This window comes from Anoxybacillus sp. B2M1 (assembly GCF_001634265.1).
GTDB lineage: Bacteria > Bacillota > Bacilli > Bacillales > Anoxybacillaceae > Anoxybacteroides > Anoxybacteroides rupiense.
The window spans coordinates 129,276-149,322 of the sequence record NZ_CP015435.1 but is presented as its reverse complement, the minus strand read 5'-3'; the positions used below and the strand labels follow the sequence as shown (position 1 = coordinate 149,322).

21 protein-coding genes are annotated in these 20,047 nt (G+C 45.2%); all 21 read right to left on the bottom strand.

Features of this window, described 5'->3' with window-relative positions; genetic code table 11:
• Positions 1 to 8: 8 nt before the first annotated feature.
• A complete protein-coding gene (gene qcrB, locus GFC28_RS00825; RefSeq protein ID WP_044742271.1) occupies positions 9 to 683 on the bottom strand; it encodes a menaquinol-cytochrome c reductase cytochrome b subunit in 675 nt (224 codons plus the stop codon).
• Positions 684 to 686: 3 nt separating this feature from the next.
• Complete coding sequence (locus GFC28_RS00820; protein WP_044742270.1) at positions 687 to 1,196, bottom strand: Rieske (2Fe-2S) protein; 510 nt, start codon at positions 1,194 to 1,196, stop codon at positions 687 to 689.
• Between the two features lie 141 nt (positions 1,197 to 1,337).
• Positions 1,338 to 1,787, bottom strand: a complete 450-nt coding sequence (locus GFC28_RS00815) for a YpiF family protein (RefSeq protein ID WP_044742269.1) — start codon at positions 1,785 to 1,787, stop codon at positions 1,338 to 1,340.
• 91 nt (positions 1,788 to 1,878) lie between these two features.
• Positions 1,879 to 2,409 carry a ReoY family proteolytic degradation factor gene (locus GFC28_RS00810; protein ID WP_044742268.1) on the bottom strand — a complete coding sequence of 177 codons (531 nt, stop codon included), beginning with the start codon at positions 2,407 to 2,409 and terminating at the stop codon, positions 1,879 to 1,881.
• A 57-nt stretch (positions 2,410 to 2,466) separates the two neighbouring features.
• A complete protein-coding gene (locus tag GFC28_RS00805) occupies positions 2,467 to 3,723 on the bottom strand; it encodes a tetratricopeptide repeat protein (RefSeq protein WP_044742267.1) in 1,257 nt (418 codons plus the stop codon).
• A gap of 24 nt (positions 3,724 to 3,747) precedes the next feature.
• Entirely contained in the window at positions 3,748 to 4,647 is a 900-nt protein-coding gene (locus GFC28_RS00800) for a hypothetical protein (RefSeq protein WP_044742266.1), read from the bottom strand.
• A gap of 465 nt (positions 4,648 to 5,112) precedes the next feature.
• Complete coding sequence (aroA, locus tag GFC28_RS00790) at positions 5,113 to 6,399, bottom strand: 3-phosphoshikimate 1-carboxyvinyltransferase (protein ID WP_044742264.1); 1,287 nt, start codon at positions 6,397 to 6,399, stop codon at positions 5,113 to 5,115.
• Positions 6,400 to 6,410: 11 nt separating this feature from the next.
• A complete protein-coding gene (locus tag GFC28_RS00785; protein ID WP_044742263.1) occupies positions 6,411 to 7,514 on the bottom strand; it encodes a prephenate dehydrogenase in 1,104 nt (367 codons plus the stop codon).
• A gap of 57 nt (positions 7,515 to 7,571) precedes the next feature.
• A complete protein-coding gene (gene hisC, locus GFC28_RS00780) occupies positions 7,572 to 8,669 on the bottom strand; it encodes a histidinol-phosphate transaminase (protein WP_044742262.1) in 1,098 nt (365 codons plus the stop codon).
• A gap of 30 nt (positions 8,670 to 8,699) precedes the next feature.
• Positions 8,700 to 9,479, bottom strand: coding sequence for a tryptophan synthase subunit alpha (gene trpA, locus GFC28_RS00775; protein WP_044742319.1), 780 nt, complete (start codon positions 9,477 to 9,479; stop codon positions 8,700 to 8,702).
• 4 nt (positions 9,480 to 9,483) lie between these two features.
• A complete protein-coding gene (gene trpB, locus GFC28_RS00770; RefSeq protein WP_044742318.1) occupies positions 9,484 to 10,698 on the bottom strand; it encodes a tryptophan synthase subunit beta in 1,215 nt (404 codons plus the stop codon).
• Positions 10,679 to 11,332, bottom strand: a complete 654-nt coding sequence (locus tag GFC28_RS00765) for a phosphoribosylanthranilate isomerase (RefSeq protein WP_044742261.1) — start codon at positions 11,330 to 11,332, stop codon at positions 10,679 to 10,681. Before GFC28_RS00765 ends, trpB begins: the two co-directional genes overlap by 20 nt.
• On the bottom strand, positions 11,316 to 12,092 hold the full coding sequence (gene trpC, locus GFC28_RS00760; protein WP_044742260.1) for an indole-3-glycerol phosphate synthase TrpC: 777 nt from the start codon (positions 12,090 to 12,092) through the stop codon (positions 11,316 to 11,318). The genes GFC28_RS00765 and trpC overlap by 17 nt, the downstream gene beginning before the upstream one ends.
• Entirely contained in the window at positions 12,085 to 13,104 is a 1,020-nt protein-coding gene (trpD, locus tag GFC28_RS00755) for an anthranilate phosphoribosyltransferase (protein ID WP_044742259.1), read from the bottom strand. The genes trpC and trpD overlap by 8 nt, the downstream gene beginning before the upstream one ends.
• Positions 13,097 to 14,620, bottom strand: coding sequence for an anthranilate synthase component I (trpE, locus tag GFC28_RS00750; RefSeq protein WP_044742258.1), 1,524 nt, complete (start codon positions 14,618 to 14,620; stop codon positions 13,097 to 13,099). Before trpE ends, trpD begins: the two co-directional genes overlap by 8 nt.
• Positions 14,621 to 14,896: 276 nt before the next feature.
• Positions 14,897 to 15,277 (bottom strand): chorismate mutase, encoded by a 381-nt coding sequence (gene aroH, locus GFC28_RS00745; protein ID WP_044742257.1) that lies wholly within the window; start codon positions 15,275 to 15,277, stop codon positions 14,897 to 14,899.
• Positions 15,270 to 16,376 (bottom strand): 3-dehydroquinate synthase, encoded by a 1,107-nt coding sequence (aroB, locus tag GFC28_RS00740; RefSeq protein WP_044742256.1) that lies wholly within the window; start codon positions 16,374 to 16,376, stop codon positions 15,270 to 15,272. The genes aroH and aroB overlap by 8 nt, the downstream gene beginning before the upstream one ends.
• A complete protein-coding gene (aroC, locus tag GFC28_RS00735) occupies positions 16,376 to 17,539 on the bottom strand; it encodes a chorismate synthase (RefSeq protein WP_044742255.1) in 1,164 nt (387 codons plus the stop codon). The genes aroB and aroC overlap by 1 nt, the downstream gene beginning before the upstream one ends.
• Before the next feature lie 121 nt (positions 17,540 to 17,660).
• The gene (locus GFC28_RS00730; RefSeq protein WP_044742254.1) at positions 17,661 to 18,434 is read right to left on the bottom strand and encodes a CheR family methyltransferase; all 774 of its coding nucleotides are present in this window, start codon (positions 18,432 to 18,434) and stop codon (positions 17,661 to 17,663) included.
• A gap of 83 nt (positions 18,435 to 18,517) precedes the next feature.
• Positions 18,518 to 18,964, bottom strand: a complete 447-nt coding sequence (ndk, locus tag GFC28_RS00725) for a nucleoside-diphosphate kinase (protein WP_044742253.1) — start codon at positions 18,962 to 18,964, stop codon at positions 18,518 to 18,520.
• A gap of 103 nt (positions 18,965 to 19,067) precedes the next feature.
• A complete protein-coding gene (hepT, locus tag GFC28_RS00720) occupies positions 19,068 to 20,030 on the bottom strand; it encodes a heptaprenyl diphosphate synthase component II (RefSeq protein ID WP_044742252.1) in 963 nt (320 codons plus the stop codon).
• Positions 20,031 to 20,047 lie beyond the last annotated feature (17 nt).

The following is a 20,047-nucleotide window of genomic DNA, read 5'->3' as shown; positions in this document are numbered from 1 at the left end:
CATACATTTTACAGTGGACCAGAGATTCCTTGTTTGCGAATCATCAAAAAGTGTACAGCCATTAATCCAAGCAATGCAGCTGGCAAGAAAAATACATGGATTGCAAAGAAACGCGTCAACGTTTGTGCACCGACAATTTCCGGATGACCCGCTAATAGCGTTTTCACTGCCGGACCAATAATCGGAGTAGCCTCAGCAATTTGCAAACCAACCTTTGTCGCAAATAGCGCTTTCATATCCCATGGAAGTAAATATCCTGTAAAGCCTAGTCCCATCATGACCATAAAGATGAGCACGCCAACAATCCAGTTCAGCTCACGAGGCTTTTTATAGGCCCCTTGGAAAAAGACGCGCAATGTATGTAAAAACATCATGACAATGACAAGGCTTGCTCCCCAGTGATGCATTCCGCGCACAATTTGACCAAATGCTACTTCATTTTGCAAATAATACACGGATTCCCAAGCATTCTTAATATCTGGAACGTAGTACATGGTTAAAAACATTCCCGACAAAATTTGGATGACCGTAACAAAAAATGTGAGCCCTCCAAAACAATAAACGAATGCAGAAAAGTGATGGGCTGGGTTTACATGCTCTGGCACCTCATGGTCAGCGATATCTCGCCACAAAGGCGTAATATCTAACCGCTCGTCCACCCAGTCATAAATTTTATTTAACACGTATTACGCCTCCTTTCGTGGTTTCGCTTTACCTAAAAACAATTTACCATCCTTGACCTTGTACTCGTAACGGTCTAACGGAGCCAACGGCGGCGTTCCAGGCACGTTTGTACCATCTTTTGTATAAAGGCCGTAGTGGCATGGACAGAAAAAATGATTTGGTTTCGACTCATCCCCATTCCAGTTAACGGTACAGCCAAGATGCTTACAGATTGGAGACAAAGCAACGATATCACCTTTTTCATCTTTGTATACCCATGCCGATTTTGGCTCGTCCGCTTCATACCATGCGTCTTTCACTTTGACTTTAAAGTCGAAGCGCTGCGGCTCTGTTGTGATGTCTTTCACTTGCGCCACCGCCACCATTTCTGTCGCCTCTTCTTCTTTTAGAATCGGATCTAGCGCAAACCGCACCATTGGCATGAGAATACCAGCAGCCATAAATCCGCCCACTCCCGTTAACGTGTAGTTTAAAAACTGGCGTCTTGATACACGGTGTTTCTTTTCGCTCATTATTTTCCCCCCTCTATGTAAAATTAAGTCCATCCGGACAAAATCTTATAACACATATAAAACTAGGACATTCTAATGATAGCTCAAGATGGAGACAAGGTCAATAAGATCATCAATGAAAACGTTCACAAATCAATCCCTCTACGTCCAATGCGAAATGAATGAGCTTAACAGCTTGGAGGTTTGTTCGCGGACCATTTGCTGCTGATAGACCTCATCCATATGCTCGAACGGAATAGAAGGCAAAACAAACAGTTTGCCGCCAAGCTCTGTTTCGTTCCACATCCGATCGCTTGTTAAATAAAAGACGTGAGCCATGCCGCTTTTCTTTAGTTCATCTGTCCAAACGTTCAACCGCTTCACACATTCTTCCTTCGTTTCTGTTAAAAAGTATGTAAATGGCGGAAGCAAGAAGAGACGCCCCTTCAACTGCCGCTCCACTTCATTTGCAAGCAGCTGAACAAATTCACCGCCGGCAACAGCTGTTTTCGTCGCATTGGATAAAGTAAGTTGGACAAGAGGAAGCAAAGCTGTATCAATATATTGCTTCTCTTTTTCATACATATCCACATCGCTTACTGTCCACTTCACAATTTTATTCTCCCCTCTTTTTGGTTATCCATTCCTCTTTATCAACATACCATACTTGCACAAAAAAGAAAAACCTTGCATCACGCAAGGCTTACAGCTGTTTTAATTTGTCTGTCAATCGCTTGAACTCCTGTTCATCCTGACGATCCAGCGCTTCATCAATAAGCTTCATCAGCCGTTCTTTTTGAAAGTTATAAAGCGATTTTTCTAAAAATTGCTCTGCAAGTATTTGATCTTTTTCATTCACTTGTGTATATTTTGGGGCATACGGATTTTCTTCCAGCACGGCAACGTATTGCGGCGAATGAAATGAAGCTCGAAAATTAAGCTGGATGTAAATATCTTCTTCGCGGTTAAGGCGAATATCATGAAATGACTTTTCAGCATCTGTCGTCATGACGTTTTCTTTATAAAAGCGAAACGGAACATCGTCAACGCAATGAGTCGACATCACCATTCCCCGCGGGCAATATTGGGCATTTTCCACAAAATGCACTCTGCGCATCAGCTGGTCGTGACTCATTAAGTAGTTTAAAATCCATACACACTCGCGCCTTTTTAACTGGTAGTGGCTCAAAAACCAACGAATGAACTCCTTTTTTTCGTTCACCGATACTGTCATCCTACTCCTCCCCCTCTATTGTTTTCCAAGAAAGAGGTTTATGTTCACCCAAGCCCCTTACTCTTCGAGCTGCCATAGCATGTGCAGCGCTTCCGTATGAACCGGATCAATTCGCACCATTTGTTCAAATACTTCTTTAGCACGTTCCCGATTTCCTTCTTCCAGAAGAAAATAACCGTATTCTTCAAGAAAATCAACGTCATTCTTAAAGAAAGTATATGCCTCTTGATAATGGTTTAATGCATCCGAATACATCTCAAGCTTATGTTTAGCACGGGCCAGCATCCATTCCATTTGCGGATCATATTCTCCCTGCGCCATCGCCTCTTCAATGCAAGCAAGCACCTCATCATAGCGCTCTTGATGCAGAAGCATATGCATCAAAGTAAGAAACGCTTCGATATATCCTGTATCGATTTCAATGGCCTTTCGGATATACGTTTCTGCCTCATTTTCCTTTCCAAGCTTTAAAGCAAGCTTACCGGCGTATAAAAACAGTTCTTTGTTCCATTCATCTATTTGCAACCCTTCCTTGGCCATTTCGTAGCCTTCGCTTATTTGGCCTTCCTGTTCATATGACTTAGCCAAATATAAGTAAAGAGGGACATAATCCTGATCAAGCTCTTTGAGCTGTGTTAGTTTCTCAATGGCAGTTTGATAATATTCGGCCTGAAAAGCGGTAAACCCGTAGCCAAACAATATATGGCTGTCCACTTTTTGCTGCAGAGCCTCCTCGTAATACGGCAAAGCCTGTTCGAATTCTCCGAGCAAGCTAAACGCCTCTGCCACTCGTTCCGAAATTAAAGTGCCTGCTATCGTTGTCTCCTGCTCAAGGATTTTCCGGTAAAAATGAATGCTCTGCTGATAGTTCCCATTGGCAAAATACAGCTCAGCAAGTGCGAATTGAATAATAGGCTCATCCGGCAGTTTCTCATATGCTTTTTTGAGCTTCTGCTCGCTAACTTCCTCAAGCCCCTGCATTTGATAAAGATCGGCTGCCAGCAAGCATGCCCTCGGAAACAGAGGATCCTGCTCGTCCACATCTGCCAATATTTCTAGCGCCTTCTCTTCTTCATCCAGTTCCATATAGATTTCCGCTAAAAACAGCTGTATTTCACCGTCTTCTGGATAACGGAACGAAAGCTCTTCCGCTATTTCGCAAGCCTCATCGACCATTCCCCACGAAAACAGCTGCTCTGCCAGCATATATTTTTCTTCATCCGTTGCTTCAGCTTTTACTTTCGGGACAAGCGCCAGCGCCTTTTCCACCTCTCCGCCTTCCACAAGCTGAAGAATTTGTTCCATCTGCTTCATAACCGACACTTCCTTACTACAAACTTAAAAATCGGCTGCAAACATTCCCGGTACACGAATCGTTCGCTCTTTTCCAAATCCTGGATAAAAAAACAAGTGATTGCCCGCTCTCACGATTCTTCCATTATGAACCGTAATCATCGGAATATGTTTATCATAATCGACAATCGCCGTTTCGGCAACTGAATCGCTCAGCAATGTGCGAGCATACAGATTATAATCTACTTCGCCACCAATACGCACATCTCCTTTGTGCGGATAAACGCCGATTTTTTTCAACACATCCAATGATAAAGGGGTACGTTCTTGCAGTGCAAACGGAATAAACGGAATGCGATAAGAAGATAGGAGCTCCTTCCAACGCATTTGTAGACGCTTGGTCGCGTCTTTGGTGATCCAATAAGGAACAAGTGTTACTGGATACGATACAAACGCTTCGTACATCCAACTCCATGGGGTTTCTTCCAAGCGCTCCTCTCCCTGCAACTCAACAAACAAAACAGGAACTTTCCATCGCTTGCACGCTCTGATGAAGGAAGGGGTTAACAGACGAAAAGGAATTTTGGCGCCGATGAAATAATCAATGGGGCTGTTTAGCAAACTTTGCCGCAGCTTTTGCAACGCATTGGGCAGTTGTTGCTCATATAAAACATCGCATACAGCCAGCAGTGATGTACATCCTTTAGAAAGGAAATGCTGCTGCATATATTCCTTAAATTCCGGAAAAGAACGTGGCGTTTGAAAGGAGAAATCAAGCATGATATATCCAGGTGTCAATAAAAATTCGTTCACTGGCATGCGGATCCATCGATAAGCCTTTGTCTGTTGGCTTATGTAATCAATGCGGTTTCCATCAACCACAATGGAACAGCGCTGTAACTGCCCATTTTTTATCATATTCGCTTGATCAATAATATATGGCACGGTTTCATTCCTCCCACACTTGTCCTTATGACAAGCTATGAGAGAATCGAACCGCGTATGAATATTTTTTCAAAGAAGAGACAATCCATGCGTGAATGGATCAAACATTAGCAAAATCGTAAAAAATCATGGACACAATCCTGTATGATCTATGAAAAAACCAATTGATCAACGCGGATGGAAGACAAAATGAACAACGTCGGAAAAATCGGCGGTTGGAGGCCAGCCATACGAATGCGGACAAAGACCGAGAATATATAATGCTTCTCGGCGACTCTCCTTATGATCAGCGGATTCCTCTCTATCGATTGATTTCAATCATAGGCTTTGTGCCGTATGATATCAAATGAACCACCTCCACTCCGTTAAGAGGTGGGAAACTTCTCGGTGGATGATGTGAAAAGAGGATGACACCATCAAGGAAGTTTTGCTCTCTTGCGGTTCATCCCCTTCTTCTTATTTTGACTAGCAAAGCACCTGCAAATGCTCAAAAAACGTCGGGTAAGATACAGCGATTGCTTCCGAGCGCTTGAGCGACACCGTGCCTTCCGTAATGCAAGCAGCGATCGCCAGCATCATGCCAATTCGATGGTCTCCATAGCTGTCGACAATAGCTTCTTTCGCCTTCAATGCTGTTTTTCCGTGAATTCGCATTCCATCTTCTGTCGCTTCAATTTCAGCGCCTAACTTGCGCAATTCCGACACAACCGTATCGATCCGGTTCGTTTCTTTCACTTTTAGCTCGCTTGCATCCTTAATGACAGTTGTTCCTTCTGCTTGAGTAGCCAACAGAGCAATAATCGGTATTTCATCGATTAAACGCGGAATAAGCGCTCCGCCAATTTCCACCGCTTTTAATTTAGAGGTTCGAATGGTAATGTCGCCAAGCGGCTCCGTTTCTTCATTGCGAATGTTTTCAATGGTTAAATCCGCCCCCATTTGCTGCAGCACATCGATCATTCCTGTTCGAGTTGGATTCAATCCGACATTTTTTAGAACGATTTCGCTGTTGGGCACAATCGCGCCCGCGACTAAGAAAAAGGCGGCTGACGAGATATCGCCGGGAACATAAATATCCGCTCCTCGCAGCTGTTGTTTTCCAGTCACAGAAACGCTGAGCCCATTCGTTATCACTTCACCGCCAAATAATCGCACCATTCGTTCTGTATGATCACGCGACTTGATCGGCTCTGTTACTGTTGTCGTACCATCAGCCATGAGCCCCGCCAATAAAATGGCCGACTTTACTTGGGCGCTGGCAACCGGAGAAGTATAGTGAATCGGCTGTAAACTTCCGCCGCGAATGGAAATAGGCGTATAATTCCCGCCATCTCTTCCATCGATACGGGCCCCCATCATGCGGAGCGGTTCTGTCACTCTTTTCATCGGACGTTTCGCAATGGATTCATCGCCAATAAGGCAAGCATGAAAGGAGCAGCCCGCTAAAATACCAAGCAACAGTCGTGTTGTCGTTCCTGAATTTCCGACATTTAAAATTTCCTGCGGCTCCAACAACCCCGCTATTCCATTTCCTTTTACCACCACATCCGTCCCATTTTGTGCAATATCGACTCCCATTTTGCGAAAACAATCAATCGTACTTAAACAATCCTCACCTGTTAAAAAATGAGCAATCGTCGTTGTGCCGCGAGCAATCGCTCCAAGCATAACCGCTCGATGAGAGATGGATTTGTCCCCAGGAACTTCAATGGTTCCCCGCAAGGACTGAACATTGGTTCTTAATGCTTGCATGTTGTTCCTCCTCATCCTTCATATGTTTCATAATTCGTGTGCGCACGGATGCATTGTTTTGCCTTTTCGCGATCCATTTCGCTTTGAAAGCTGAGACGGAGCACACCGTAAATTTCTTTCCTCGTTTCAATAATGCGGATGTTGGTGATACTAATCTTTTCTTGTGCTAGATATCCAGTAATCTCAGAAATAACCCCTGGATAGTCAGGAACATCTACATATAAATCATAAAAAGACGGTATTGCCCCTTTCGTCCTTACAGGCAATCCATCACGAAATTGTTTGGCTTCTAAAAAATAGCGATAGATTTCCTCGCTTTTTTCCTTCTCGACAAGCGAGCGGATCCTATGCATCTCAGCAAGCCATCGATCAAACAACGATAGCAGTTCAGTTTTGTTATGTATCAGAATATCGCGCCACATTTCCGGGTTGCTTGAAGCGATGCGCGTAATATCGCGAAAACCGCCAGCCGCCAGCCTGCTGACAAGCTCGTCTTCGCTCTCATATTGCTGGGCCTGATGGACAAGGCTCGCGGCAATAATATGCGGAAAATGGCTGATCACTCCCGTAATCCGATCATGGTCGTTTGGCGATAGAATGACAAAGTTCGCTTTCGTTCCTTTCAACCATTGCTTCAATCGCTCCACTTCACTCATCGGCACCGCCTCTGTCGGCGTTAAAATATAAAACGCATTTTCAAACAAATGCGCTTTTGCCGCTACTACACCGCTTTTATGGGACCCTGCCATCGGGTGTCCGCCAATAAACATCACACCTTGGTCCAGCAACGCCTTCGCCTGCTCGATAATCCGCTGCTTCGTGCTGCCAACATCCGTTACAAGCACAGATGGACGCAAACGGTATGTCAGCATATCGGTTAAAATTTTTTCAGTCTGCATCACTGGCGTTGCTAAAATAATGACATCAGCCCGGCTCATCCCTTCTTCAACAGAAGCAGCCGCTTCATCAATGACTGCCAGTGTGCGAGCCATCCTTATTTCATCTTCATTGATATCAAATCCGACAATCGTTGCCTCAGGATGCTCCTTTTTAATGGCAAGCGCCATCGAACCTCCAATGAGCCCAAGGCCGACGACAAAGACCGTTCCTTTCAACAAATTCACCTTCTTCTTTCACATATGCCCGCTGCGCAACTAGGCAGCGGGCTTTTGTCAAACGAGTTGCGTTTCTTTCAACATTTGTCCAAGCACTTGGAAAAGCTTTTGATTTTGTTCCTCCGATCCGATGGTAATCCGCACGGAAGTCGGAAATCCGAGCGCATTTCCAGAGCGCACAATCATTCCTTTTTCTAATAAGTATTGAAATACACGATTCCCCTCTATTCCGAAATCAATCAAAATGAAATTCGTTTCGGAAGGGTAATAAGATAGACGATGTTCCTGACAGAAACGATAAAACTTTTCCAGCTCTTGTTTATTTTTAGAAACACATTGCTGGATAAATGTCTGGTCACTAAGAGCAGCCAGCGCTGCCGCTTGGGCAACACTCGATGTATTAAACGGCTCGCGGGCCGGTTCAACCTGCTGAATCAACGCTTCGTTTGCTACGCCGTAGCCAATGCGCAAGCTCGCTAATCCATAAGCTTTCGAAAACGTGCGCAAAATCATTAAATTGTGATATTCATTTAACAGCGGTACGGTTTCTGGATAGTCTTCCGCCGTGACATATTCATAGTATGCTTCATCTAATACGACAAGCACATGCTTTGGAACTTGTTGTAAAAAGGCGGATAGCTGCTGCTCATCGACATACGTGCCCGTTGGGTTATTCGGATTGCATACCCAAACAATGCGCGTCTGTTCATCAATCGCAGCAAGCATGGACGGCAAGTCATGACATCCATCCACAAGCGGAATTTCACGAATTTCTGCTCCTTCAATTACAGCGTTATGGCGATATTGCGGAAAAGTTGGAGCAGCCATCACTGTGTTCGTCTCCGCTGACAGAAAAGCACGGCAAAGAATTTGGATTACTTCATCTGAACCATTGCCAAAAAGAAGTTGCGTTTCTTTCACTCCGAGATGCCGTGCTACTTCTTCCCGGAGAATGCGGGCGTAACCGTCTGGATACAGCTCAAGCTGATCCAAAACCTCGACAATCGCCTTTTTAACAGTTGGAGAACTGCCATATGGATTTTCATTCGAGGCCAGCTTGATGACATCCGTTAGTCCATATTGCTGCTTTACTTCCTCCATCGATTTACCTGGCTGATAAGGGGGCAGCCCTTGCAATTGATTTTTAATTTTCATCTTCTCACCCCATTGCAAATTTTGGCTGATTTAAGGAGTGCAGCGTTTTCCCAACGACGCCGTCAGCATTTGAGCGTACCGCTGAAATTCATTGAGCGCTTCCTGTTTTGTCTCTTCATGCAGCAGCCGATCCCCAAGCTGTTCCATTTTTTGGACAAGCGCGCTGCCAATGATGATACCATCGCTATAGTTTTTCAGCATGCTCACCTGCTCGCTTGTTGAAATTCCGAAGCCGACCGCTACCGGAACCCGGCTGTATTGCTTCACTTCCATTAAAAATGATTCCAATTCATCAGGCAGCGTATCTCGTACACCGGTTACCCCAAGCGACGAAACACAATACAAAAAGCCTTGTGCGCTGGAAGCAATTTTCTCGATTCGCTGTTTGGATGTTGGCGCTACTAACGAAATGCAGGCGACACCAGCCTCTGCGCTCAGCTTGCGAATCGGTCCGCTTTCTTCAAATGGCAAATCAGGAATTAAGACGCCGTCGACTCCATTTTCCTTCACTAAAGTAAAAAAGAATTCTTCTCCTAATTGTAACACAGGATTGTAATAGGTAAAGAGAATAATAGGAATTTTCACACCTTTTTTTCGCAGCACCGGCACAAGTTCAATCGCTTTTGGTAAGTTCATCTTGTGCTTCAGCGCTCTTGATGCTGCCCGCTGAATGATGGGACCGTCTGCGAGCGGATCAGAATAAGGAACTCCCAGCTCCAATACATCGGCACCAGCTTCTTGAAGAGCAAGCGCTAGATCCACTGTTATATCTGGATGCGGATCCCCGGCCATAATGAATGGAATAAACATCGTTTTAGTGGTTAGAGATAGCTGCAATGTCAGCTCCCCCTTTCTCTCTATTCATAATGGCTTGCACATCTTTATCGCCCCGTCCTGACAAGCATACGAGCACCGCGCTGTCCTTCGGAAGGTGTGTCACGAGTTTAAACGTATGAGCAAGAGCATGAGCAGATTCGATCGCTGGAATGATTCCTTCCTCTCTGGCAAGCAGCTGGAAGGCATGGAGCGCTTCCTCATCTGTGACACTCTCGTATTGCACACGCCCAATGCTTGCTAAGTAAGCATGTTCTGGACCGACTCCAGGATAGTCAAGGCCAGCTGAAATGGAGTAAGGTTCCAGTATTTGTCCGTATTCATCTTGCAACAAATAGGTGAGTGAACCATGAATCACTCCTTTGGTGCCTTTTGTTATTGTCGCGGCATGGTAAGGGGTGTTCGTGCCTTTTCCTGCTGCTTCCACACCAATAAGCGCAACCTCGTCGTCTAAAAACGGATAAAACGTGCCAATCGCATTACTTCCTCCGCCTACACACGCCACGACGACTTCTGGAAGCTTTCCTTCACGCTCTAAAAATTGCTGTTTAGCTTCATCGCCGATAATGCGCTGGAATTCACGTACCATTTTTGGATAAGGATGCGGTCCGACAACCGAACCGATCATGTAAAAATGATCGTCACAATGCTGAACCCAGTAGCGGATGGCCTCATTGGTCGCGTCTTTCAATGTTCGATTTCCGCTAAAAACAGGCACGACTTCCGCTCCTAAGAGTTTCATGCGAAACACATTTAACTCTTGCCGTTTGATATCTTCTTCGCCCATAAATACGATGCATTCCATGCCAAAGCGTGCGGCGACAGTGGCCGCAGCGACTCCGTGCTGTCCCGCTCCAGTTTCAGCAATCAGTTTCTTTTTACCCATTCGCTTTGCTAAAAGCGCCTGTCCGATCGCATTGTTAATTTTATGAGCACCGGTATGGTTTAAGTCCTCACGTTTCAAATAAATTTTCGCTCCATTGAATTTTTCAGTAAGGTTCTTAACAAATGTGAGCGATGTCGGCCGCCCTGAATACTCTTGCAAACTATCCATATATTCCGTTCGAAACGCTGGATCCGCCATGGCTTTCTCAAGCTCTCTCTCTATTTCTTCAAGCGGGAGCATTAACGTTTCGGGAACAAACTTGCCGCCAAATTCCCCAAATCTCCCATTTTCATTTGGTCCCTTGTACATCATGCTTCACCCTCTTTTCAATCTCCATCATTTTTCGCGCACTTTTTTTACCGTTTTCTTCGATACCACTGCTTATATCCACACCATGGGGGCGATAAGAAAGCAGTTGGGCCACATTATCTGGCGTTATGCCGCCTGCAATGAAACACGGGACTCCCTGGCGATTCGCTTCTTCCAAATAAAAGGGGATTGCTTCCCAGTTAAACGATAGGCCTGTTCCGCCCCACGCTCCTTTCACTCGACTGTCAACAATATAGCCGTCAGCAACTGTTGCATATTGTCTCATTTTACTCAACGCCTCTTCGCTATGATGAATCGCTTTCCAAACAGGCAAATCCGTTGCCGCTTTGATCTTTGCTATCTGCTCCACCGTTTCCGTGCCATGACATTGAATCACAGAAAGAGGAAGCAGCTCTGTGACTGCATAAATGTCCTCTGCTGAACTGTTTACAAACACCCCAACCAGCTGCTTCTTCCCTAAATCCACCATCTTTAACCATGTTTCCGCTTCATGCGCATCGACCTTTCGCTTGCTTTCGGCAAAAATAATCCCAAGATAATCCGCGCAGCTCTTGATCCCTTTTTGCAGATCGGAAAGGGACTGATGCCCGCAATATTTAAGAAGGACGGACATCGCTTCTAACCTCCTTGTATAGCTCGTCAACAGCCTGCATCACATCGTCGTGTCTCATTAACGATTCACCTACTAACACTGCATGTGCGCCGTATGCGCGTACCCGCTGTAAATCATAGGCATTCGCAATGCCGCTTTCACTGACTACCACGCATGATGGAGGCACATGCGGGAGCAAATTCTTTGTTGTGTCTAAAGAGGTCGTAAATGTCTGCAAATCTCGATTATTAATGCCCACTATTTCTGGAGTAAATCGTTCTAAAATGGCTTCCAGCGTTTGACGGCTATGCACTTCGACTAAGCATTCCAAGCCTTTTTCATATGCCTCTTCATAGAGCTCATGCAGTTTTTTTGGTGAAAGTGCTTCTCCAATTAATAAAATGGCATCGGCACCGATTCTTGCACTCTCTTCAATTTGCAGCCGATCAATGATAAAATCTTTACGCAACACAGGAAGACGGACCGTCTCTTTAATCTCGATTAAATATCGGTAATGACCTTGGAAATAAGTTTGATCCGTCAAAACAGAAATGGCATCCACTCCCGCTTGTTCATACGCTTTGGCAATCTCAACAGGCTGGAAATTGGGCCGGATAATCCCTTTGGATGGAGACGCTTTTTTCACCTCAGCAATCATCCCTATGGATCGCTTCGCATTTTTAAGTGCTGTACACAGCGAAAAGCGTGGAAAATGATAGCGAGGCGGTAATTCTATTCGTTCGATCTCATTTTGCTTTGTAGCAAGAATTTGCTTAAGCATAATTTTCCACCTCCCTCGTTTGCAAACGATGCAATTGTGCAAGCGCCCGCTTCGTTCTGATTGCTTCTTTTGCCAGTTTGACCCCTTCATGAATCGTACTGGCTTTTTGGGCAATATAAAGCGCGACACCTGCATTCAGACAAACAATATTCTCAGCGCTCTCATTCGCTGTTCCTGCCATCACCATCCGCAAAAGCGCTGCGCTCTGCGAAGCGTTATAGACTTGAATATCTTCGAGCCTTCCGCGAGGCAGTCCGCACTCCTCAGGAGTCACGACAAAGCGGCGAATGTTTCCATCCTTTAGTTCAACGATATCTGTTTCAGTGGTGATGCTGCATTCATCCAATCCATCTCGGCCAGTTACCAGCACAACATGAGAGGAGCCGAGCCGTTTCAATGTTTCCGCCAATTTTTCAGCATATGCTGTTGAATATACGCCAATCACTTGTCGCTTGCATCCAGCAGGGTTGGCAAGCGGTCCAAGCAGATTAAATGCGGTGCGAAAGCCGATTTCTTTACGTGGAACTGCTGCATGCTTCATCGCCGCATGGTAAAAGGGAGCAAAGAGAAAGGCGAGCCCTTTTGTTTTTAGCGCTGCTTTCGCTTCCTGCGGTGTTCCTTGAATATGAATGCCAAGCTGTTCCAAGACGTCAGCGCTGCCGCTCGTCGATGATACAGCTCGATTGCCATGTTTGGCCACCTTAACCCCAAGGGAGGAAACGATAATGGCCGCTGCTGTAGAAATGTTAAATGTCCGTTTTTCATCTCCCCCTGTGCCGCATGTATCAATGACTTCCTCATCATACTCAATGCGGAGCATTTGACTGCGCATGCCACGCGCTAATCCTGTTAATTCATCGACCGTTTCACCACGCAAACGCAAAATCGATAAAAAGCTGGCAATCTGACTTTCTGTTGCCTCACCTGACATAATGGCAATCATGGCATCATACGCTTCTTGTTCACTTAGCGAATATCCCTCAATACATTTGGCTAATAGCTGTTTAAGCATATAAACGCCCCCTTTTTGTGAACACCTTTTCTGCCAGCTCGATGGATTTTACTAGCGCACTTGCTTTATTATGGGTTTCCTTCCACTCCCGTTCGGGGATGGAGTCAGCCACGACACCGGCGCCAGTCTGCACATAAGCATAACCGTCTTTCACCATCGCCGTGCGAATGGCAATGCAAGAATCGATGTTGCCATCAAAACCGATATAAGCAATTGTTCCGGCGTATATGTGGCGCGCCGTTGGTTCCAATTCATTTAAAATTTGCATGGCCCGGACCTTTGGGGCCCCGCTTACTGTTCCAGCAGGAAATGACGCCAGCAAGGCATCAATAGAATGAACTCCGTCTTTTAGCTCCCCTGTTACTTTCGAAATCAGATGCATAACATGAGAAAATTTACCGATCTCCATCAGCACAGGCGTCTTCACTGTTCCATATTTCGCCACTTTTCCAATATCATTTCTTGCTAAATCTACCAGCATATAATGCTCTGCCTGTTCCTTTGGGTCGTTCAATAATTCAAGCGCTAACGCTTCGTCCTCTTCTTTCGACCTTCCTCGCCGGCGCGTTCCGGCAATCGGATGGATTTCAATTTGGCGCTGTTGCACTTGGACTAGCTTTTCTGGCGAGCTTCCCACAATTTCTTCTTCGTCTGTTTGAATATAAAACATATATGGCGACGGATTGATTTTTCTGAGCATGCGATATAATTGAAATCCAGTGATGCGAACGGGAATCGTAAAACGCTGCGACAGCACAGCTTGGAAAATGTCCCCCGCTTCAATGTAGCGTTGGATCGCTTCGACATCCCGCATAAACGAAGCTCGATCATATGTTGACGATAGTTGTTTAAAAGAAATACGCTGCAGTTCTTCATCATCAAAAAGTGGTAAAATTGGCCGATGAATTCCAGCTGTTGCCTTTTTCATCAACGCTTCTATGCTTCTCAATCCTTCTTCATACTTTTTTTGTTTTTCTCGCTCATGATCGTCCTCGTGCAGACGAACATAATGAATCAATACAACTTCACGCTTTATGTGGTCGAATACAATCAGTGATTGACAAATTACAAAATAAGCCATTTTCATTGCAAGATCGCGTTGGGAATGCAACGGCACTTTTTCAATCGTTGAAATAAAATCATAGCTTAAATAACCAACGGCCCCTCCGACAAACGGGATATCCGTTTCAATCGGCTTTACTCGCAGCTTCTTTTCCACATGCAAAAACGCTTCTTTTAATGTGAGGGTTGTAGCGATTTTCCCATGCTCATCAACAACGAAAAACGATTGGCCTGTTTCGCTCTGAATTTTCAAAAAAGGGTCAATCCCAATGAATGAATATCGCGACCATGGCGATTGTTCATCCTTGCTCTCCAGTAAAAAATGGGCCTCATCTTTTAAATTTTCAAAGAGCTGCAATGGTTCCAGTACATCAGCAAAAAAACGGCGCACAATCGGAATCGTGCGAAATTCAGCGGAATCTTCCAAAAAAGTGGTTAATGTGCAGTTTTTCATTTTTCTCTCCTCCGTTTACTCGGATGGAGAATGAGGGTTTATGAGGCATAAAATGAGGAAAACCCAAAGACGTGGCGTCTTTGGGTAGAATCATCCCATACATGCACTCACCTCAGCTAAACTCGCTCATTCTCATCTACCCTATTACTCGTCTCACTCACTTCATTTACTACCATTCATGCTTTGTTACTCGCGGCAAAAAATGCCGTCACACTTCATCTTCTCCACTCTTCTAGTCAACATAGCAGAAGTGCGCTTCTGCTTTTTCCTATAATATTACAAGTCTGTTTTTTTTGTCAATGATAAATCTGGTCGAAGCTGGACCGCGTTGCGCAGATAAATATGAATGACCTCATCTTGCGCTTTAGCAGTTTGTGCGGTCATCATAATCCGAATACAGCCCGGCAAAGAGCCGGGAACCGGGATTTCTCTTGTACACATGACTGGCACATACGTCCAGCCCTCAATTCGGCGCAGCGCTTGAGCAGGAAATGCAGCCGTTAAATCATCGGTAACTGAGATCAGCACAGATACTACATCGCTTGCTTTTATCCCGTTTGCTTGAATCATATGCCGTAGCAACTCTTCAGTAGCATCCACAATTTCTTCGGCATCATTACTCGTGACGGTTGTCGCTCCTCGAATTCCTCTAATCATCAGCTTTCTCCCCACTTTGCCAAAATTCATTTAAAAGCGATAACACCTGTTTATCATCCATTTCCTCTACGCATACATGTCCAATCTCTCGCAAAAGCACCATGCGGATTTTTCCCGACTTCGCTTTTTTATCTCCTTTCATTTTTTGCAGCAATCGTTCCGGATCAAGCTGCTTCGGCAGAACAACAGGGAAGCCGTACGATTCAAACCATTTGGCGAAATGATGGTCAGCAAATGATAAGCGATATGTGCGCTCGCTGACAAAAATCGCAAATAGCATTCCGAGCGCTACTGCATCTCCATGTGTCATCACACCATATCCTAGCTCGCTTTCCAGCGCATGGGCCAGCGTATGGCCGAAATTGAGATGAGCACGAACTCCTGTTTCTCGTTCATCCTCAGACACGATACGCGCCTTTACCTCGATCCCTTTTCGAATACAATGCTGCAATTTTTCCCCTTTAACATCAGCAAGGCTATGAATGTTCATTTTGAGCCAGTTGTAAAACCCCGGATCACCAATTAGAGCGTGTTTCACAACTTCAGCAAATCCAGAGCGCAGTTCGCGCTCCGGCAATGATTGTAAAAGTTTCACATCATACACAACCGCTTCTGGTTGATAAAAAGCGCCGATCATATTTTTTCCAAGTGGATGATTAATCGCTACTTTCCCTCCGACGGCACTATCATGGGCGAGCAATGTGGTCGGCATTTGAATATAAGGAATCCCGCGCATAAATGTTGCAGCCACAAATCCAGCCAGATCGCCAACGACCCCGCCGCCAAACGCAATGATAAGTGAATGGCGATCCAAACCATACGTAAGTGCTGCCGTTTGGCAAGCATAATAATGTTCAAATGATTTAGCGGCTTCTCCGCTCGGAATCACGTGTGTGTAAACATCATAGCGGCGGCTGAGCAGCTCGGCAAGCTGGGACAAATAGAGAGCTTCCAGCGTTTCGTCTGTAACAACCATTATCTTTGTCCCGTGCGGAAAGCCGAGCTCTTCCAGCCAATGCGGCAATAATTCAAGCATTCCTTCCCCTAAACAAAGCGGGTACTGTTTAGTCGCTGTTTGTATAGCTATCTGCTCCATCATTAAAACTCCCTTGCATATCGGCGCATCTGTTCCACATTCGCTTTAATTAAATCCATTCGATCTTGGCCAAATTGGTCAACAATAGCGGCGGCAATTTCCCAAGCGACCACTGCCTCTGCAACAACGCTGGCGGCTGGAACCGCGCAACTGTCTGAACGCTCAATGCTGGCGGCAAACGGCTCTTTTGTTTCAATATCGACACTTTCAAGCGGTTTATATAAAGTCGGAATCGGCTTCATCACTCCGCGCACCACAATCGGCATCCCCGTTGTCATTCCGCCTTCAAAACCGCCAGCGCGGTTGGTGCGGCGACGAAATCCTGCTTCCTTATCCCAAGTAATTTCATCATGCACGGCGCTTCCCGGAAGCCGGGCGGCTTCAAAGCCGATGCCGATTTCAACTCCTTTAAAGGCATTGATGCTAACCATCGCCGCCGCAATTTTGGCATCAAGCTTTCGATCATAATGAACATAGCTGCCAACCCCTGCCGGTACTCCTTCTACGATCACTTCAACAATTCCGCCGACGGAGTCACCGTTCGCCTTCGCTTGGTCAATCACTTCCATCATTTTTACGGCAGCCTCTTCGTCAAAGCAACGAACAGGAGATTGTTCCGTAACGCTTTGCAGCTGCTCAAGCGACTCATAAGCAGGAGACTGCGCCCGCACACCGCCGATCTCCAGAACATGACCAGCTACTTGAATTCCAAGCTCCGCTAAAATCCGTTTCGCTACCGCTCCAGCGGCTACACGCGCGGTCGTTTCCCGCGCAGATGAGCGCTCCAGCACATTCCGCATATCACGATGGCCATATTTGATGGCACCATTTAAGTCCGCATGCCCCGGACGCGGTCTCGTCACTTTCCGTTTAACCTCTTCTGTTTCAAGCGGTTCGATGGACATAATGTTTGTCCAATGCCTCCAATCCCTGTTTTCGACGACAAGCGTAATTGGTGAGCCAAGCGTTTTGCCATGACGCACGCCGCTTAAAATTTTCACTTCGTCTTTTTCGATTTGCATCCGTCTGCCGCGTCCATATCCTTTTTGTCTTCTCGCTAACTCTTCATCAATGTGCTCCTTTAGAAGCGGAAGACCTGCTGGGACTCCTTCTAAAACTGCCGTAAGCTGTGGACCATGTGATTCCCCTGCTGTTATGTATCTCATTTTCTAGTTCCCTCTCCCTTCAACTCTTTAACGCGTTTATGTAAAAATATATCATAATTTCACAAAATGAAAAGCCCCTATAAAAAAAGAACTCATCAATGACGATGAATCCTTTCGATTTTCAGTCTATTTTCCGATAAAAAAACGTGTCTTCCGTCTCAAATCCATAAGAGAATGGATTGAAAATTTGCTCCGTGCTTCCAACGAAAAAAATACCGCCTGGACGCAGCGCTTGGCTAAATTTATGGTACAGACTGTGCTTCGCTTCTTCGGTAAAATAAATAAGGACGTTTCGGCAGACGATCAAATCGTAGTTCGTATCGAACGGATCCGCAAGTAAGTTATGCTTTTTAAACGTGACCGCGTTTTTTACATTTTCGTCTATTTTATAATACATTCCTTCTTTTGTAAAAAACTTTTTTTTCATATCCTCTGGCACTTCCTGCAACGAACGTTCTGCATAAATCCCTAGCTTGGCACGGCGAATGGCATTGTCGTCAATGTCCGTTGCCAGGACAGATAGTTGTGAAAGCGGTAAAAGCTTGGATAAAATCATCACGAGCGTATAGGGCTCTTCTCCTGTCGAGCAAGCTGCGCTCCATATTTTTAAACGACGGTTTCGCTCGAGTAGCTTAGGCAAAATTTTTTTCTCAAGCACTTCCCATCGTTTAGCATTCCGATAAAACTCCGACACGTTGATCGTCATGCGATCAAGAAACTCGTGAAAAAGCGCTTGGTCTGCCTCTATTGCTTTAAAAAATTCTTGAAAGCTTTTACATCCTCTCTTCTCATAGAGAGAGGTCAGTCTTCTTTTCATTTGCGCTTCTTTATATTGGGACAAATCAATTCCCGTTTTTTTTCTAACACTTATCACAAATTGCTGGTAATCGTCCATTTGTGCTTCTCCTCTTCCTCATTACCGTGTGTTACGTATAAGAAAAGCGACTGGCCCTTTCTTGGAGCCAATCGCTTGCTATATTAATACACCCATTCATGGATCAACTTTGAATAGTTGACAAGCTCTTCTTTTTGGAAAAATAAGTTGATCTCGCGCTCGGCACTCGCTGGCGAATCCGATCCATGAATCACATTTTTGCCGACCGTTAAGCCGAAATCACCGCGAATGGTGCCAGGAGCCGCTTCTTGAGGGTTGGTTTTGCCCATCATTTGACGCGCTGTTGCAATGACATTTTCTCCTTCCCATACCATGGCAAATACAGGACCAGATGTAATAAAGTCGACTAACTCTCCAAAAAATGGACGCTCTTTATGCTCCGCATAGTGCTGCTCCGCCAATTCCCGGGAAACTTGCATCAGCTTTGCGCCAACCAACTGAAATCCCTTTTTTTCAAAGCGAGATACGATCTCGCCGATTAAATTACGTTGAACCCCATCAGGCTTGACCATTAAAAATGTTCTTTCCATTGTTTATACGCCACCCCTAAAAAAATTATGTACTAGGAAAAGGATTCCCACAAAAATAGTAACATTGTTTCTCTTAATTAGCAATATTCAAACATGAAAGCGTTTAAAACTTTCTTTTGCCGATATACTTTGCTAAATTTCGCAATGTTGAACGGGCTTTGCTTTTTGGAAGCTCGTCTAATATGTCTAATGCTTTTTGCAAATACCAATCGCTTAATGCATATGATTTTTCAATCGCACCGGATGCTTTGATGCAATCAATAATCTCTTTCATTTCACCGGCCGATGTACCGGGGTGGACGCGTACAATTTTCTGTCTTGCATCGGCATTCTCCATGGCAAACAAAGCAGGCAAGGTAACGTTTCCTTGCAGTAAATCGCTTCCTGCTGGTTTGCCTAACTGCTTTTCTGTACCAATAAAGTCAAGAATATCATCTGTAATTTGAAACGACATACCCACATAATATCCAAATGTATAGAGACGCTCAGCTACTTCTTGGGGAGCGTTTGCAGCGATGGCTCCCAACTGACAGCTTACAGCAATCAGTAGTGCTGTTTTTCGCTTAATGCGACGCAAATAACAGCGAAGCGATTGGTCAAAACGATATTTATCTTTAATCTGTTCAATTTCACCGCGGCACACTTCGACAATAGCATGCGCCAAAATGCGATGAGCCACCGGATTTCCTATTCTCGTCATCCGTTCAAGTGAACGCGCAAAAATGTAGTCTCCTGTATACATGGCAAAACGGTTGCTCCACTTCGCTTTGATTGTCTGCCGTCCCCGCCGCAGCTCAGCATCATCAATGACATCATCGTGAACAAGCGAAGCCATATGAATCAGCTCGAGAGCAACAGCCACATGCTTGATTCGCTCAATATCGTATTGCCCAAATTTGCCGCTGAGCAGCACAAAGACTGGGCGAATTCGTTTACCGCCCGCCTGGAGCAAATGAAGAGCGGCTTCGCTCAGCAACGAATAATCGGACTGAATCGCTGCTTCCAGCTCCTTCTCAATCACTTGTAAATCCGCATCCAAAAACGCATACATCGCTTTTAACTTCATTATGTTCACCTTAATCT